Origin of the sequence: Amycolatopsis sp. cmx-11-51, assembly GCF_047608665.1 — a bacterium.
Classification (GTDB): domain Bacteria; phylum Actinomycetota; class Actinomycetes; order Mycobacteriales; family Pseudonocardiaceae; genus Amycolatopsis.
On sequence record NZ_JADNQO010000004.1, the window covers coordinates 600,240 to 616,204 of the forward strand.

General features: G+C 66.2%; 15 protein-coding genes and 1 pseudogene. 8 read left to right on the forward strand and 8 right to left on the reverse strand.

Translation table 11 applies throughout. The features are described from left to right. Window positions 1–59: 59 nt before the first annotated feature. A complete protein-coding gene (locus ACM6LU_RS19430) occupies window positions 60–641 on the forward strand; it encodes a PadR family transcriptional regulator (RefSeq protein WP_414939111.1) in 582 nt (193 codons plus the stop codon). Window positions 642–1,156: 515 nt separating this feature from the next. On the opposite strand, the gene ACM6LU_RS19435 is transcribed toward ACM6LU_RS19430, so the two are convergent. The 5 genes from ACM6LU_RS19435 to ACM6LU_RS19455 all read right to left on the reverse strand — a co-directional run bounded on the left by ACM6LU_RS19435 (window position 1,157) and on the right by ACM6LU_RS19455 (window position 6,483). Then, on the reverse strand, window positions 1,157–2,608 hold the full coding sequence (locus tag ACM6LU_RS19435; protein ID WP_414939112.1) for an amidase: 1,452 nt from the start codon (window positions 2,606–2,608) through the stop codon (window positions 1,157–1,159). Window positions 2,609–3,015: 407 nt separating this feature from the next. Next, window positions 3,016–3,885 carry an aminoglycoside phosphotransferase family protein gene (locus ACM6LU_RS19440; RefSeq protein ID WP_414939113.1) on the reverse strand — a complete coding sequence of 290 codons (870 nt, stop codon included), beginning with the start codon at window positions 3,883–3,885 and terminating at the stop codon, window positions 3,016–3,018. 633 nt (window positions 3,886–4,518) lie between these two features. After that, window positions 4,519–4,941, reverse strand: coding sequence for a hypothetical protein (locus ACM6LU_RS19445; protein ID WP_414939114.1), 423 nt, complete (start codon window positions 4,939–4,941; stop codon window positions 4,519–4,521). Between the two features lie 305 nt (window positions 4,942–5,246). Further along, window positions 5,247–5,402, reverse strand: a complete 156-nt coding sequence (locus ACM6LU_RS19450; protein WP_414939115.1) for a hypothetical protein — start codon at window positions 5,400–5,402, stop codon at window positions 5,247–5,249. A 199-nt stretch (window positions 5,403–5,601) separates the two neighbouring features. Further along, a complete protein-coding gene (locus ACM6LU_RS19455) occupies window positions 5,602–6,483 on the reverse strand; it encodes an FG-GAP repeat domain-containing protein (RefSeq protein WP_414939116.1) in 882 nt (293 codons plus the stop codon). A 149-nt stretch (window positions 6,484–6,632) separates the two neighbouring features. On the opposite strand from ACM6LU_RS19455, the gene ACM6LU_RS19460 reads away from it, so the two are divergent. Continuing rightward, window positions 6,633–7,229, forward strand: a complete 597-nt coding sequence (locus ACM6LU_RS19460) for a helix-turn-helix domain-containing protein (protein WP_414939117.1) — start codon at window positions 6,633–6,635, stop codon at window positions 7,227–7,229. Window positions 7,230–7,327: 98 nt separating this feature from the next. Here ACM6LU_RS19460 and ACM6LU_RS19465 read toward each other — a convergent pair whose 3' ends face one another. Further along, window positions 7,328–8,293 carry a GlxA family transcriptional regulator gene (locus ACM6LU_RS19465; protein WP_414939118.1) on the reverse strand — a complete coding sequence of 322 codons (966 nt, stop codon included), beginning with the start codon at window positions 8,291–8,293 and terminating at the stop codon, window positions 7,328–7,330. Window positions 8,294–8,339: 46 nt separating this feature from the next. On the opposite strand from ACM6LU_RS19465, the gene ACM6LU_RS19470 reads away from it, so the two are divergent. Continuing rightward, the gene (locus ACM6LU_RS19470) at window positions 8,340–9,182 is read left to right on the forward strand and encodes a dienelactone hydrolase family protein (protein WP_414939119.1); all 843 of its coding nucleotides are present in this window, start codon (window positions 8,340–8,342) and stop codon (window positions 9,180–9,182) included. Here the strand turns inward: ACM6LU_RS19470 and ACM6LU_RS19475 are convergent. After that, window positions 9,154–9,855 carry a class I SAM-dependent methyltransferase gene (locus ACM6LU_RS19475; RefSeq protein WP_414939120.1) on the reverse strand — a complete coding sequence of 234 codons (702 nt, stop codon included), beginning with the start codon at window positions 9,853–9,855 and terminating at the stop codon, window positions 9,154–9,156. The genes ACM6LU_RS19470 and ACM6LU_RS19475 overlap by 29 nt on opposite strands. A 61-nt stretch (window positions 9,856–9,916) precedes the next feature. On the opposite strand from ACM6LU_RS19475, the pseudogene ACM6LU_RS19480 reads away from it, so the two are divergent. The 3 genes and pseudogenes from ACM6LU_RS19480 to ACM6LU_RS19490 form a co-directional block, all read left to right on the forward strand. Continuing rightward, window positions 9,917–10,542: pseudogene (locus ACM6LU_RS19480) on the forward strand (transcriptional regulator); the annotation flags it as partial. Window positions 10,543–11,084: 542 nt separating this feature from the next. Then, window positions 11,085–11,486 (forward strand): hypothetical protein, encoded by a 402-nt coding sequence (locus ACM6LU_RS19485; RefSeq protein WP_414939121.1) that lies wholly within the window; start codon window positions 11,085–11,087, stop codon window positions 11,484–11,486. A 365-nt stretch (window positions 11,487–11,851) separates the two neighbouring features. Then, window positions 11,852–13,327, forward strand: a complete 1,476-nt coding sequence (locus ACM6LU_RS19490; protein WP_414939122.1) for a trypsin-like serine protease — start codon at window positions 11,852–11,854, stop codon at window positions 13,325–13,327. A gap of 326 nt (window positions 13,328–13,653) precedes the next feature. On the opposite strand, the gene ACM6LU_RS19495 is transcribed toward ACM6LU_RS19490, so the two are convergent. Then, window positions 13,654–14,142 (reverse strand): hypothetical protein, encoded by a 489-nt coding sequence (locus tag ACM6LU_RS19495; RefSeq protein ID WP_414939123.1) that lies wholly within the window; start codon window positions 14,140–14,142, stop codon window positions 13,654–13,656. Window positions 14,143–14,475: 333 nt separating this feature from the next. Here ACM6LU_RS19495 and ACM6LU_RS19500 point away from each other — a divergent pair, with 333 nt between their 5' ends. Both ACM6LU_RS19500 and ACM6LU_RS19505 read left to right on the forward strand, forming a co-directional pair. Then, window positions 14,476–14,706: a hypothetical protein gene (locus ACM6LU_RS19500; protein WP_414939124.1), complete on the forward strand. Its 231-nt coding sequence runs from the start codon at window positions 14,476–14,478 to the stop codon at window positions 14,704–14,706. A gap of 155 nt (window positions 14,707–14,861) precedes the next feature. Continuing rightward, window positions 14,862–15,959, forward strand: a complete 1,098-nt coding sequence (locus ACM6LU_RS19505; RefSeq protein WP_414939162.1) for a calcium:proton antiporter — start codon at window positions 14,862–14,864, stop codon at window positions 15,957–15,959. Window positions 15,960–15,965: the final 6 nt, after the last annotated feature.

The window sequence follows — 15,965 nt, forward strand, 5'->3', positions numbered from 1 at the left end:
GTGCTCCGGGCCTGGTCCGACCGCCTTGCACTTGGACGTATACGTCTATGATTGAGCCGGTGCCCTTGGACGCTTCACAGAACAGCCTGGTGCTGCCGCTGCTCGGATTCCTCGTCGAGCAGCCCTCGCACGCTTACGAACTGACCTCGCGCCTGCGTGAGCGATACGGGCACCTGCCGGTCACCCGCAGCACCGTCACGTCCCTGCTGAAGGCGCTGACGCGGACCGGGATGGTCGCCTCCCGCGTCCCGGAGCGGGTGGGCAACCGGCCGCCGCGCACGGCCTTCGAATTGACCGAAGCAGGTATGGCGGATTTCCGCGGGAAGATCGAGGCGGGACTGCGTAAGAGCCAGGTCGCCTCCGTGGATTTCACCTTGGCCGTCGCCTACGCCGGGGCACTTCCCGCCGATCACGCGTTGTCCATTCTGGACGCTCGCGCTGACCGGCTCGACCAAGAACTCGTCACCCTGCAAGAAGAACCCGACGGCGTGGCCGAGGTGCACATGCTCGAGGTCGCCTACTGGCGCACCATCATCGCCACCGAAACCGGTTGGATCAGGAAGCTGACTTCGCGGATCCGATCACACGACATCGACTGGTCGGGAACGCGACCCGACGGGCACAGGAGGACCGAAGGGTGAAGTTCGGCATCTACCCAGGCGGGCGCGCGGGTACCGTCTGCTCACACCCGCCCGACCTCTCCGCGATCCGGGACCTCGCCGAAGACCTCGCGGGCTACCAACCCTTCGTCATCCGGGAATACGCGCACTTCTTCGGCGACACGACACCACCGTGGCACCGACGGCGGCTCGACCGAATTACTCGATCGCGCCGCCGCCGACTTCCGCCAGGTCGTTGCCGAGCAGCCACGAACTCACGCCGGAGCCGGTCGCCTCGGGCGGCCACATTGGCTACAGCGTCGCGAACCCGTGGCGGGGCCAAGGGCACGGAACGCGGATCCTGACGGCTCGGGCCGCGCCGGGTCATCCTGGCCAACGGCGGCTTCCCGGATGGTCGAGTCAACGACGAGGACCGATTCTGGATAGCGAGATCCCCAGCGGGCGAGCACCCATAACCCGCCTGCGGATTCCGAACGAGGCGCGCGTGTCGGCCAGGGATCGGAGTTCTCGGCGACGTCTGTCCCGGCCGGTGCGCCCTACTTCGGTGGCTGGAAGCCGCCGATCTTCTGTTCGAGGAGTTCAGCCAGCCGCAGCGGGGTGCGGTCCTCGAACATCGGGCCGATGAGCTGCACTCCGACCGGCAGGCCTTCGGGGGACCGGCCCGCGGGTATGGCGGTGGCAGGCAGGCCGGGCATGGTGGCCAGACCTGCCCAGACGAGCTGGTCGAAGTACGGGTATTCGACGCCGTCGATGTCGATACGCCGTTCCAGCGGATTGGGATTGTGGTCATGCGGGAACGCGGGTGTCGGCGTGATCGGGCACACCACGGCGTCGAACTCGGTGAACAGCTGGCGCCAGCCGTGGCGGTGGAGTTCGCGGCGGTTGTTCGCCTCGATCCAGTCATGGTGGCTGAACACCATGGCGCGCAGCCGCACGGCGTCGAGACTCTGATCGTCCGAGTTCAGTCCGGCGGCGCGGATCCGCAGCTGCGCGTGCGATTCGATGGGGAAACGTGCGACGGAGCCCGAGATCAGCAACTGCGTGTAGAGCGTCGCGGCTTCGGCCAGGTCGGGCAGCAGCGGACTGTGCCGTTCGACGTGGGCGCCGCCGTCGGCGAGCGCGGCGGCCACCCGGTTCACGCCCGCCCGCACGGCGGACCCGGTCGGGAGGAGCGGATGCTCGTCGAGGACCAAGACCCGGAAATCGCGGAGCCGCTCGTGGCGCGCGGGTGGCAGCGTCACGTCGTAGGCGACGCCGAGCGTCAGCGGGTCCGGCCCGGCCATGACGTCGAGCAGGAGCGTGAGGTCGTGGGCGGTGCGTGCCATCGGACCGACGACGGCGAGGTCGAGTTCGACCGGCAACGCCGGCTCGGGTGGCGCGACCATGCCGCGGTTCGCCACCAGCCCGAGTGTCGGCTTGTGCGCGTATACGCCGCAGAAATGCGCGGGGGTGCGCAGTGAACCGGCGATGTCGGAGCCGATGGACAGCGCGCCGAACCCGGACGCCAATGCCGCCGCCGACCCGCCGGAGGATCCACCCGCCGTGCGGCCGTGCTCCCACGGGTTGTTGGTGGTGCCGTAGATGTCGTTGAAGCTTTGGATATCCTGCAGCCCCAACGGCACATTGGTCTTACCGAGCACCACCGCGCCCGCGGCTTTGAGCCGCGACCCCTGTACCGCGTCCTCGGCGGGCATGAAGTTCCGGTGCGGCGGCATGCCCCAGGTCGTCGGCAGTCCGGCGATGTTGTAACACTCTTTGACTGTCACCGGAATGCCGAGCAGCGGCCGGTCCTCACCACGCGCGCGTGCCTGATCGGCGCGGCGCGCGGCGGCCCGCGCTCGGTCGAAGTCCGGCACACAGATCGCGTTGATCGCCTTGTCGTCACGCTCGATACCGGAAATCACTTCGTCGGTCAGTTCCGTCGAGGTCACATCACCGGCACGCAACGCGGCAACGAGTTTCTCGGCCGTCTGAAAGTTCCACTCCATGAATTCGAAGCTATCGGCCCGCCCCCGAAGACACGAAATTACGGTTGGCGCAACGAGGAAACCGAACGGGTCACCATCACCCACGGATTCCACCACTGAAGATGACAAACCGCAGGTCACAGTGCCGAAAGCGACCCAACCTCACCCGTGCAGGCCATGAAACGCCGCATCCCGCAACAGGATCGATGTCTCAATTTTGCCCCGCTGACCATTGCACTTTCCGGCCGCCATGCGTCGACGGGCAATCATTGTCATTTCTTATCAACGACCACTCTTGCCGCTTACCGATCATTCTCGTGAACGCACGGATATACCAATGGGCGGACCAGTGCCGGTACGATCAGGGCGAGATAGTCGAAGATGGTCTGTTCGCGGATATCCTGATCTCATGGGCTCGCCAGAGATGTTCAGCCCGCGAGGGCCTGCGTGATTTGGCGGGTGGTCTGTGCGGCAACACGCGGGTTGATGGCGGCGTAGGAAATGTAAGCGTTCAAACCGGTGGCCAGGGCCCAGCCGCGACCACGGGTCCAGGTGGCATCGTCCACATCGAGCGCGGCGCGGAAGGTGGCTCGCGTGTCAGGCGACATGAGGGTGAAGGCAATGATCAGGTCGCGGGCCGGGTCGCCCGTTCCAAGCTCACCGAAGTCGATGACCGCGCTGAGGCGACCCTTGGTCATCAACAGGTTGCCGGTGTGGAAGTCGCCGTGGAACCAGACCGGTGGACGATCCCAACCGGGGGCAGCGAGCGCGGCGTCCCATAACTCGCCCATCACCGCGGTGTCGAACGAGTCTTCAACTTTCGTGATGGCGGATCGCGTCGCCTTGTCCCGTGTGGCCAGCGGCTGACCGGTGAGGTCCTCGGTCGTTTCGGAGTCCAACCGGTGAAGTGCGGTCAGGAACTCGGCCAGCGCACCGGCGGCGTCGTGCGAGCCGGACAGGGCATCGACGGTCGCCACCTCACCGTCCAGCCAGCGCGACACCGCCCATGGCCACGGATAGCCGAAGTCCGGTTCTCCCACCTCCACCGGTTCGGGGACGGCCAGGGGCAGGTGCGGGGCGAGGCGAGGCAGCCACTTTGCTTCTTTTCTCGCCTGCGTGATCGCGCCGGCGTGGCGAGGGAGCCGAACGGACAGTTCCTCGCCCAGCCGGTAGATCACATGGTCCGAGCCTGCCGGGGCGAACTGAAGCAGTGGCAACTCGGCCCACTGAGGGAACTGTGTATCGACCAGACACCTCGCCAGTGCGGCGTCGATCGCAGGGGTTGTCTCGACGGTCAAGAACAGCTCCTGCAAGTAGGCCGTAGCAGTGCTTCCACGAGAATGCCCCTATCAGTTGTCGGTAGGGTGTCATGGCCTCGGAGTGTGTTCAACCAGGTTTGCCCGGGGACGCATCGCGGACCAAAGCGCCGCTCAGCGCCAAGCCGAGCGGTCGGGCCTCTCCGAGCAGCGTGTCCCCTGGTACTGACCTACAGCTCTGGCCTCGATGCCGGACGGTTCGACGGGTGGCAGGTGGAAACGAGTTGTTCCAGCCATCGGGTCGTCTCGGCGTGGCCCGGTGCGGACCGCGATGACTCGGAATTGAGCCAGCACTGAGTCAGCAGCGGGAGAACTCACGGGCGAAACCGTCGAGGTTGGAAAGCAGGCCCCGCCGATAACGAACACAAGAAAGTCATCGTCGCGGCTGCTCATGATCCGAGCATGGCTCGACACTGAAGTCCGCTCACGCCGGTGAGCGATCGTCGGCCGACACCATTCCGCTTCGACCCGACGGATGAAGGTGTCGGCGTTCGAGGCACTGGCCTTCGGCGAGCCGTGCGGTGACCTTTGTCGCCGCCCATGCTGCGCTGGACGGCGGTCCGCCGACGGATGAATAGCAGGACCACGCTTTCGCTCCGCAGCGCCGCCTCGCGGTCAGCTACCGACCTCGTAGTCGGGTCGCTCGTTGAACGGCAACTTGTGGAGTCCCTCTTTCTCGATGCGCTTGCTCTGATTCGACTCTCCGGCGGCTGTGGACCGTCCGCTGTACCGGTAGAGGCCATCGCCCGCGTTGGCGATGAAGACGGTGCAGTCGTAACCGTCATCGACGAGCGGGTAGCCGTCGACATCACTGTTCCAGGATGTCAGCTTGCCGACGTACGCGTGGGGGTACTTGCGCCTATAGGCGTTGAGGTAGGTGTCTAGTTGGACGTAGGCCTTGCCAGGCGCATAATATTGATCGCCGTCGGATTTGATCTCACCAACATAAATCCACATTTCGCCGAGGCCGTCGTCTTCTCGCTCATCCTTGACCGCGACGAGATCCGCCCGAAGCATTCCACCGAGGGGGTTGTCCACCTCGGCCTCGATGACGAGTTCGTAGTTGTCCGCCAGGTGGCTTTCGAGAAACGCGCCCTGGACCAGCCGGGTAGATCGTTTCCGATATCGGTGGCGATCTTGCTATCGTTACGCACGCCGGAAACCGTTGCCACTTTGTTCCCTTCCGCCTGTGGAACCACCTTTAGAGCTGCGCCCCTGAAAATGATCAGGATTGATTCTGGCAGCGCGGATGTGTCCCGGCATACGCCCAAAGGAGCGAAGATTGATCGTTCCCACGTTCGCCGATGCCTTGGTGGCCGCAGGGTGCCATTTCCCCACACCGATCAGGTCATGCTCTCGGCCGGCTCACGCCACTGTTGCCAAGTGTCGAGCCGCTGCTGGTGGACGTTCTCGGCGATCGGGTGCGGGTCGACCAGTCCGAGAATGATCTCCGCGGTGTCCGATGGCCTGCCTGATCGGGGCCGCCAGGCCCACACCATCGCCGGAGCCGAGGATCAGGTGATCATCGGTTACCAGCCGGAGCCCGGCAGCGCTTCGGTCGACGCTCTGACCAGGCTGTTTTGGTCAGAGGGTGTACTGGCGAGACGACGGTGTCACCATCATGATCGGCGACACCGTCGCCCGCCAGTCCACTTTCAAGAGATCAGTACGGTGTCAAGGACCGACATTCTTCGCCGATCAGACCGGGATATCGCCTGGTGTCCCCCACTGGGTGGTGAACAGGCCGAGGCCGTACCAGTTCCCGTTCGCCGGACGCCAGACCACGAAGTCGGCCCGCGGGTCGCCACCGAAATTCCCTGCCAGGGGAACATCGCCCGCGGTACCCCACTGCTGGGTCGCGATGCCGAGTACGTACCAGTAGCCGGTGTTCGGCCGCCACACGGCGAAGTCGGCACGACCGTCCGCGTTGAAGTCACCGGCCACCGGAACGTCACCGGCAGTGCCCCATTGCTGGGTAGCGATGTCCCGCACGTACCAGTAGCCGGTGTTCGGTCGCCAGACGGTGAAGTCGGCACGACCGTCCGCGTTGAAATCGCCGGACACGGGAACGTCACCGGCAGTGCCCCACTGCACGGTGGCGATACCGAACACATACCAATAGCCGTTACTCGGTCGCCAAACGGTGAAGTCCGAGCGGCCGTCGCCGTTGAAGTCGCCGGTCAACGGGACGTCTCCGGGGGTACCCCACTGCCGGGTCACCACGGTGCCGGTGCTGCTCTGGATGATGTACCAAACACCGTTGCTCGGCCGCCACACGGCGAAATCGGCCCGGCGGTCGCCGTCGTAGTCCGCGGCCACCGGTACGTCACCTGAGACACCCCACTGCTGAGTCGCCACGCTGCCGTTGCTGCTGCGGATCACGTACCAGCCGCCATTACCGGGACGCCACACCGCCTTGTCGGCGAACCCGTCCCCGTCGAAGTCAGCGGCGGGCTTTTGCGAGGCGGGCGAACCGAGGATGCCGACGTCGGCGGCGTCCGCGCTCGCGACCGATGGCACGACGAGCAGACCCGCGAACAGACCCGCTATCGCCATCCCCGTCCGAATGGTTCTTCGCATTTTCCGGAACCCTTTCCACTCTATGGATGTACGCTTCCCAGTTCGCTCCCATTGACCGAAGATACGCACCGGAATGCCTACAGGCTGGCGCGGAAACGTGCCCCTGTCAGCAAAGGTTCCGTCCAGTGGACCACGTGAGGGGGATTTCGATGGAGACCGGAAAAAGACCCAGAAGCGTCCTCGGCGGCGCTTTCACCCTATTGGATGCCTTGGTACGACATAAAGGTGAAGCTGGATTGACCCAGCTGGCCAATTCCTGCTCGATGCCGAAATCCACCGCACACCGATTGCTCGAGCAATTGACCGCACTGGAGGTTGTCCAGCGCAGCGAAAACCGCTACCGCGTCGGCGCGCAGGCATTCCGGCTCGGCCAATCGTGGCAGCCCTATCCACGATTGCTGGAGCTCGCCCGCGGTCAGCTCCGGTGGCTGTTCGCGGCCACCCGAGCCAGCTCGGTGTTCGCCGTCCCGTGTGACGGCGACATCCTGATCGCCGCCAGCCTCACCCTGCCGGAGCACGACCTCCTCCTGCGGCCAGGGACGACCGTGCCGCAGCACACCGGCCACTTTTCGCCAGGCTGGCAAGCCAAACACGGTCTCGTTGTCGCCGAAGCACCCGTCAGGCTGCCGACCGGCGAGACACTTGGTTCGATCGCGGCCGCGATCGCCGTGCGGCAGCCTGCCCGAGCGGTGTCCGACGCTGTCGCCCGCACCGCCCGCACCCTCAGCGCGGCACTGGTGCACTGACACAAACTTCGATTGCCGCGATGAAACAGGAGAAGGTAGCTGCGGCGAAGAATGGCTGCCCGAAAGGCAGCGACTCCGGCGTCGCGAAAATACGGTTCTCAGTCGGCGCCACGGCGGAAGGCCGCACGATAGGCCCTTGGCCGTCGTCCTGTGTGCTTGGCGAAGAGCGCGGCGAAGGTCCCGGGGTCCCGGTAACCGACCGTGGAACAGATTCCGGCGACAGTGCGGTCCGTCGTTTCGAGGAGGTGACGGGCACGCCGGACGCGCGCGGAATGCAGGTATTCGAGCGGGCTCTGCTCGGCCTCCTCCGCGAAGCGCCTCAGCAATGTCCGCGTGCTGACATTGAAAGTGCGGGCCAAAGCGGCCAGATCGTATCGGGCGGCAAGGTTCTGATCGAGCCATCGCATGACCCGGCGGGAGAATTCGTTGCCAGGCCGCGGAAGGAGTCGCGCGTCGACGTAGGGAGTCTGGGACGACCGCGCGTCGTCGACCAGTGCCACCCGCGCCGTCGTCCGTGCCACGTCAGCACCGCTGTGTTCGCGGATCAGTTCGAGCGCGAAGTCGTACATGGCGCCGAAGGCCGCTGTCGTGGTCACTCCCTTGTCAGTGACGACGAGGTGCTCGGGCTGGACATCGGCCTCAGGGCAGCGTTGAGCGAGTTCGTCCGCGAAGAGCCATGACGTGGTGGCGCGGCGATGGTTGAGAAGTCCTGCCTCGGCGAGCAGAAACGCCCCGACACAGATCGAGACGACGGCTTTGCCCGCGGCGGCGTGCGAGCGGATCGCCGCGACTTCACCGGAGAGACCCGTGACTTTCGCGTCGATGTCAAGGCCCGGCACGAGCTCGAAACCCGGCACGAGGAGAACGTCGACTTCACGCAGCGGAAAGACGGTCAACGTCATACCGCCCGATGCGACGACTCGGCGGCGAGGCGAGACGACGGACACCTCGTATCCGGCGCGGTCCGGGCCCGCCACGTGCGCGGCCATCGTGAGGAGATCGGGGACGCCGAACACTTCGGATGCGAAGCAGCCTGGATAGGCCAGGACGCCGACTCTCAGCATGTGGCGAGATTACCCCTGAAGATGGCGATCTGGCCTATCACCGCCGATGGGCGCGTTGGTCCAGGCTGTCGGTGTGCAAGGACATCTCGACGACGCGATCACCGACTTCTCCCGCCGCACTCTGGAGGTGGACGGCGTGACGAAGACGGTCTACGTCGCGGGTTCCGGACCTGCCGTGGTGCTGATGCCCGAGATGCCCGGCATCAGCCCCGACGTACTTCGGTTCGCGCGATGGGTGCGGGGCGCGGGATTCACCGTCTTCGTTCCCTCGCTCTTCGGGACCGACGGCGCCTATCCCACCGCCGAGGCCGGCCAGCAGGTGGCCCGCCGCGCGTGCGTAAGTGCCGAGTTCCGGGCGTTCGCCGGCGGCGGCACCAGCCCCGTCTCGACGTGGCTGCGCGGGCTCGCACGGCTCGCCCACGCCGAATGCGGCGGTCCCGGGGTCGGCACGATCGGCCTGTGCTTCACCGGCAACTTCGCCCTCACCATGGCACTCGAGCCCGCCGTCATCGCGCCCGTGGTCAACCACCCGTCCCTGCCGCTGGACGACCCGGGCGGGCTGGAACTCGGCGACGAAGACGCGCTCGCGATCCGGGACCGCGTCCTGCGCGATGGCCTGACGGTTCTCGCCTACCGCTTTGAGGGCGACCGCTGGTGCACCGGCCAACGTTTCGCCGCTTACCAAGCCCTCCTCGGTGCCGCCTTCGACGGCCGTGTCCTGCCGAGCAGTGCCGCGAACACCGACCCGCCCCCGTTCTTCCGGGACGTGGTCGGCACCCCGCACAGCGTCGTCACCGCTCACTTCGTCGACGCCGAGGGGCATCCGACGGTGCGAGCCAGGGACGAGATCCTCGCCTACCTCAGCGACCGCCTGCGTCCTGTGCCGTGATGGAGGCGATCTCCCACAACCCCAGCGACTTGTCCGCGTAGGCGCCGTTCTCTTCCGTGCAGCCTTCAACCAGCACCGCCAGCGGCTCCGGGAACCCGAACGGTTCCCGGCACAGGTTCAGCGGCCGCCAGTCGCCCGTCGCGATGTCGATGTTGGTGCCCAGTTCGGTGAACGTCGTGGTGAGCAGGTACCGGGAGCCGCTCCGCCGAAGGTTGCGCAGCGCCCGCTCGATGTCGGCGAAGCTCAAGTGGACAAGGCAATCCCGGCACAGCACCAAATCGGCCTTCGGCAGCGGATCGCCGGTCAGATCGAGTACCCGGAACTCCCGCATCGGATCGTCCCGGAAGCGCTCGGCGTTCATTTCGACCAGCTCGGTGACGATGTCGGCCCCGATGTACCGCTTCAGATCGAGATCGACCGCACTGAGCCAGCCGAAGTCCCCGCACGGCAGGTCGAGCAGGGTGCGCACGCCGAAACGGTCGAGAACGTCCGGCAGCTGATCGCGCAGCTGCTGTGTCTGCACCGACTCGGACCCGGGCCCGGAAACCGACGAGGAACTCCACAACCGGGATCGGAAGATGTAGGTGAACCGATCCTGGTTCTCCATGCGTTCGAGCTCGTCGGCGACTCGTCGGAAGTTGCGCTGCGCGGTGGTGATCGGCCGTTCGTCCACGCTCCCATCGTAGGGCGACCCGACCGAGGTGCGCGACTGAGTCCACTGTGGACGGTGTGAACTCCGCCGTGCACTGGATCTCGACCCCGACGCGCGCGATCACCTGTTCCGGCTGGCCGGGGCGACACCGGACAGCACACCCGCCCCGTCGCCCCGGGCCGTGAGCCCCGAACTGCGGCAACTCATGGACGGCTACCCGCACACTCCCGCTTTCGTGCTGAACCGCGTCTTGGACGTATTGGCCACCAATGCCCTCGCCGACGCGCTGCTCTCGCCCTTCCGGGTCGCGGGCAACCTCGCCCGGATGACGTTCCTCGACCCCGCTGGACGGCAGTTCTACGCACGGTGGGACTGGACCGCGCAGGCCACCGTGGCGAACCTGCGGATGGCCGCGGGCTTCGACCCGCACGACGCCGGCCTGCGAAGCCTGGTGGCGGAACTCAGCGAAGGCAGTGCGCACGTCCGCGACCTGTGGGAGACCCACCACGTGCGCGGCAAGACCCGCGAGCCCAAACACCTCGTGCACCCCGACGTCGGCCCGCTGGTCCTCACCTATCAGGCATTCGACGTGCGCAGCGCCCCGGCCAGCAACTGTTCATCTACCACGCCGAACCCGCCACTCCCACCGCTCACGCCCTCGCACTGTTGAGCAGTCTTCGTGCCCGCGAAAACATGTTCGGAGTGTGACCACCCGAACAGAGCAGTCACTCGCTGTTCGTGAGCCGAGCGGGGCGATAACGGGGGACGAACTGCCCGATCGAGTGAACTCAACGTGAGCGGGGATGCTCGAAGCTCGCCGATTTTGGCCGAAGTTGGCGGTAATCCGCACTTGCGATCAGCATCTTTCATACTCGCGAAGGCTCCGCACACGGTGTCCTCGATGAAGCTTCCGACCTGCGGAGATCAGTGCTTCGACGCACATCGTGGTGGCCTGGCACGATCCCGGAAACGCAAGCCGGTGGACTGTCGAGCCCGCCTGACGGTGCTCGTCCGTTCGGCGCCTCTGACTACTTTGGGTAGTCTTCGGCGTCACCCAGACCGTTGAGCGACGCGTGCATACCGTTCAGCGCGACACACGCAGTACTACTGAACGGTCACATTCTGCTTTCGCCAAGATGTTCTCAGCCGGACCGAGTGAAGAGCCGGTAACGCACGCGTGGCCCCCTGCTGTCACAGGAGGCCACGCGGATGTCCATTCGCCCGCTCGCTAGAACAAGGACAGGACAGTCGTGACCCTACAGCCTGATAATGCGAAGACACCAGACAACGGCCCGCCCCAACGGGTCAAAGTCGTCATCGAGCACATCGAAGAGCCGCCTCGCCGGGTCGCCACTTCCGCGGAAATGATCCGCGCGGCGCGGCCTCTGCTGAGGACCCCGGGCCGCCATCGCAAAGTGCAGACCCGCGACAGCTGGCTCTGCCTGGCGATGGCGGTTCTCGCCGGCTGGGCCCCGACCTTGCGGATGTGCCTGCTGCTGACGATCGGCGGCGGGATCATCGTCGGCGTCGTGAAGATCAGCACTCCGGAGTTCGGTGCGTCGGCCGGGACCTGCCTCGGTCTCCTGACCCTCTTCGGCGCCTGGATCGTCAAAGCCCGTCAAGGAAAACAGCGGCGGGAGCCGAGTTTGTAACCCGGACTTCGCCTCGCGCCGGCCGAGTCGCTGGCGCGGGGCAACCGATTTCGGCCGACCGAGGTCCGCAGGTCCGTGAAGGTCCCCTTGCACCTACTGTCCTACGTCGAAAGTTCGTGCGTCCAGCGGGAACCTGGATCAATCCCCGCACTCACGTGCTCAGAGCCGTATTTCGCGTGTTTGGAGACCGCACACGCGAGATCCGCCTCCAAGCACGCGAGTTACGTCTCTGATGTACTTCACGCGCGCGGGGACGCCAGTACAGATTTCAAGGGACGAAAAGGCTCTTTGTCGAAAACTCTTCACACTCACCAGGCGCTCTCCGGTTAACTGATCGCGAAGTCCCTGACATGTGAGGAGATCTCGTGCGGAGAGCTGGAAGACTGGGGGCCCTGGCCGTTTCGGTGCTAGCGGCGACCGCAGCACTGGGCAGCCCGGCGTTGGCCGAAACCGTGCGGTCGTTCCACACCGCGCTCGACCCCGCTTCGGTGCGGGAGTCGGTGCACTACCTGGTCCGGACCTACCAGGTGAACGAGCAGGAGGCGTTGCGCCGTCTGGAATTGCAGACCGACGGCATCAAGCTGGACGAGCTGCTGCGACGCGATCGCGGCGCCGAGTACGGCGGCATGTGGCTCGACCAGGTCAAGGGCCAGCTGGTTGTGGCCATGACCAAACCCGCGGCGGCGGAGCCGTATCTGAAGGCGATGCCCGTCCAGGCCGATGTCCGCACGCAACAGGTCCAACACTCGTTGCAGCAGCTCACGGCGGCGAAGGAACGCGTCGCGGCCAAGGTCGGCGCTGGGCCGGGAGCGGTCTACCTGCCGTCGGTGAGTGAGTCCGAAAACCGCGTCGTGCTGTGGGAACGTGACTGGGTGGCGCGGGAGAAGGTCTCCATGCGCGCCACCGGCGACGTCGTGACCGTCGAAGTGAACACCGCCCGCCAGGCCGCGGCGGCGGAACCGGGAATGGTCGTCTCCCGCGTCCTGAAGAACCCGAACGCGCTGTCCACGCCGAACGTGGATCTCGGTTTCTGTCATCCGCTCTACTGCACCAACTATGGTCCGATGCGCGGCGGCCTCCGGCTGGACATGAAGCGGGACGACGGCACCTGGGGCGGCTGCACCAGTGCCTTCAACCTGCGGTCCACCGGCGGCGGTTTCCCCGGCAAGGGCTGGGTCCTGACCGCTGGCCACTGCATGCGGACCAAGACCAACAACACGCCGACCCAGCACAACGGCAACGCGGTCGTGCAGCAGCACGGCATCGAGAAGAGTTCGTACCCGTACGACTACGCGGCCTTGCCGTATGTCGACGACGCTGCGGCCACGAAATGGCTCGAGGGCCAGGCCGGCCGCAACCGGGTGCTGAAGTACTGCCGCAACGGTGGCATGGACAGCAATGCCGACACCCCGTGCGGTACACAGGCCACCTCGGTGGACGAGTACATCACCGGCACCCGCAAGCTCGCCGATATCAAGGCGGGCTATGTCGTCTGCGCCAGCGGGACCGCGTCGAGCGCGGTGAACTACCCCGATTCCGTCGACAGTGGCGCGGGCGCCGGCTACCTCGTCGGGACCCGCTGTGGTCGTGTCCTGTCGACGGACGTCGGCATCAACACCGATCTGTGCGCCCGTCCGGGCGACAGCGGCGGACCGCTGTTCAGCCAGGCCGATCACGCCGCGCTGGGCATCCTGATCGGCAACCAGCAGTCCCGGTCGGGTCCCTGCCAGGCCGGTGAGCTGAACAACTACGCGCCGATCGAGACGATCACCACCGATCTCAGCGAGCGGATCGCCGGCAAGGGTTCGAAGTTCGCGGTCATCACGACTCCGAACGGCTGATCTCGAAGTACATGAAGGCCCCCTTCACTGCGTCCGGCGCCCCGGCAAAGTCGAGGTCTTGCAGGTCAGGCGGCTATTGATCAACAGAGGTTGAGGGACATGCCCCCCTCGGGTACACGCCGAGCGGGGAGGATTTCGGACGTTGAACGTCCCGAATCCTCCCCGCTCGGCCCCTTGCGGGCAGTAGCGATGCCAAGCCCGGATTACCACCAGCAGCTCTGCGACTTCGCCGAGCCCCTGGCCCTCAAGGTAGGGAAGGAGGCCTTCACCGACTTACGCGAGCCCCCGAAGGCTTCGCGCGCACTGACGTTCAGGACATCGCCCGGTCAGGCACTCAGCAAAGGGCCCTCGTACCGCAACGCGTCGTCCTCGCCGTACACCCGGACCGTCAGCTCCGGTCGATCCCACGGCGCGAAAACCTCGTCGACCGTCTGAGGCGTCGGCCCCAGGTCGACATCGACGGCGAAGGTGTGGGCCACGATGTCGGCCGGGACGACGACACCGTCCGCGTCGGCCACCTCCAACCGGCGTACCCCGGCGTCGACCGCTCCGAGCACTCCAGGCCGCGAACTCCACACCGCGAACCCTCGCTCGGTGGTGTCGTTCCCATATCCACCGCTCATGATGTTGAACAGCGGACGCTCTCCCTCCCGGAAGACGCACTCCGCCTCGGCACCCGAATCGTTGTAGGCCAGCAGCCGCCCGCTCGCGGCGCTCGTCCCGAGCCGGGCCCCGGCGTGCCAGCCCGCGTGCGAGACGGCCTCCGTCGAACCCGCTGCCTCCGCCGCCCGGTAGAGCTCGGTGAAGGCCGTCAACTCCGCTGTCCACTGCGTGGTTTCTTCATCCCTTGGTGGAGCCACTACGCGTGTACTCTCCTCTCCGCACTGTCCACAATGGTCACTGCCGAGGTTGCCATACGCCGATGTCGATCGCATCGGGGTTTTCCCGGAGATCACTACTGGCCGCTGCACCGTTCCGTGCAACCCACGTCCGGCGACCACGGAACGTGGGTACTCGGATCCCAGGAGTACGGCAGGTTGCGCCGAGTAGAGCAATCTCGCGGGTTTCCCGTCATGGGGTTTCCCATCGCCCGTCGGAGTGTCACCGGGGCAAACCCGGTGACACTCCGACGTAAAGGGGTCAGGCTGATGACCGCGCAGAGCACGATCACGGACGAGATCGGCGAAATCGGTGTCTGGCTGATGGGCGAGTTCGGCGGCCGCGTGCCCGCGACCGTGATCAGCCGGGTGCTCAACGCGAGCAGGCGCGACCTCGAAGGTCGCATCGACCCCGAGGAACTGGGCGAAATGTTCCACACCCTCTGCCGGTTCCGGCTTCAGCGGATCACGGTCAAGATCCCTGACACTCGCGTTCCGTGAGCGGCACGGTGACGGTCTTGAGCCAGACGTATTGAGCGAGGCCGACGCCGCTGGCCTTGAATCCGCCGAAGGGGCCAGCGAATGACGACCAGCACCTGACCAACTGCGCCTCATATGGAGCGGCGATGTCACGCACGGTGTGCGAGGGTGGCCTCATGGCCGCTTCGCGCAGACGATTCCCCGTGTCCTGGACCACCGTGACACCGGTCCTCGCCATCGTCGTCCTGGCCCTGAGCTGGGGCCGTGATCTCGGCCCGGTGCCGGTGGCCATCGTCGCGCTCGCCCTCGGCGCGACCGTGCTGGCCGCGGTGCATCACGCCGAAGTGGTCGCGCATCGTGTCGGAGAACCCTTCGGCTCACTGGTGCTGGCGATCGCGGTCACCATCATCGAGGTCGCGCTGATCGTCACGATGATGTCCTCCGGCGGCCCCGAGGCAGGGACGCTGGCCCGCGACACGGTGTTCGCCGCCGTGATGATCACCATGAACGGCATCGCCGGCATCTCGCTGATGGTCGGTGCCCGTCGCTACGGCGAGACGCACTTCAACCCGGAAGGCAGCGGCGGCGCCCTCGCCACCGTGGCGACCCTCGCCACCGTCAGTCTCGTGCTGCCGACGTTCACCACCAGCACCCCCGGCCCGGCCTTCAACGGCACGCAACTCGCGTTCGCCGCGATCGCTTCCCTGCTGCTCTACGGCCTCTTCGTGCTCACCCAGACCGTGCGCCACCGCGACTTCTTCCTGCCGGTCGACACCGACGGCTCGGTCAAGGAGGAAGAACACGCCGAACCACCGACCAACGAAGACGCGCTGACCAGCCTGGGGCTTCTCCTCGTCGCGCTGGTCGCCGTGGTCGGCCTCGCCAAGGTGGAGTCACCCGCGATCGAAGCGGGGGTCAGCGCGGCAGGCTTCCCGCAGTCGTTCGTCGGTGTCGTGATCGCCCTGCTGGTCCTGCTGCCCGAAACCCTGGCCGCGACGCGGGCCGCCCGGCGCGACCGGATGCAGACCAGCCTCAACCTCGCCTACGGTTCGGCGATCGCGAGCATCGGACTCACCATCCCGACCATCGCGCTGGCGTCGATCTGGCTGGACGGGCCGCTGCTGCTGGGCCTTGGCGCGACCCACATCGTGCTACTCGCGTTGACGATCGCGGTCAGCGTGCTCACCGTGGTCCCCGGCCGGGCGACCCGGCTGCAGGGCGGCGTGCACCTGGTGCTGCTGGCCTCCTTCCTGGTGCTCGCCGTCAACCCGTGACCCGAG

Bases quoted from the DNA above. Each gene is read 5' to 3' on its own strand.
- ACM6LU_RS19435 (WP_414939112.1), bottom strand. From the start codon at position 2,608: ATGGAGTGGAACTTTCAGACGGCCGAGAAACTCGTTGCCGCGTTGCGT.
- ACM6LU_RS19450 (WP_414939115.1), bottom strand. From the start codon at position 5,402: ATGGTGTGGGCCTGGCGGCCCCGATCAGGCAGGCCATCGGACACCGCG.
- ACM6LU_RS19455 (WP_414939116.1), bottom strand. From the start codon at position 6,483: ATGCGAAGAACCATTCGGACGGGGATGGCGATAGCGGGTCTGTTCGCG.
- ACM6LU_RS19460 (WP_414939117.1), top strand. From the start codon at position 6,633: ATGGAGACCGGAAAAAGACCCAGAAGCGTCCTCGGCGGCGCTTTCACC.
- ACM6LU_RS19465 (WP_414939118.1), bottom strand. From the start codon at position 8,293: ATGCTGAGAGTCGGCGTCCTGGCCTATCCAGGCTGCTTCGCATCCGAA.
- ACM6LU_RS19470 (WP_414939119.1), top strand. From the start codon at position 8,340: ATGGGCGCGTTGGTCCAGGCTGTCGGTGTGCAAGGACATCTCGACGAC.
- ACM6LU_RS19500 (WP_414939124.1), top strand. From the start codon at position 14,476: ATGACCGCGCAGAGCACGATCACGGACGAGATCGGCGAAATCGGTGTC.
- ACM6LU_RS19505 (WP_414939162.1), top strand. From the start codon at position 14,862: ATGGCCGCTTCGCGCAGACGATTCCCCGTGTCCTGGACCACCGTGACA.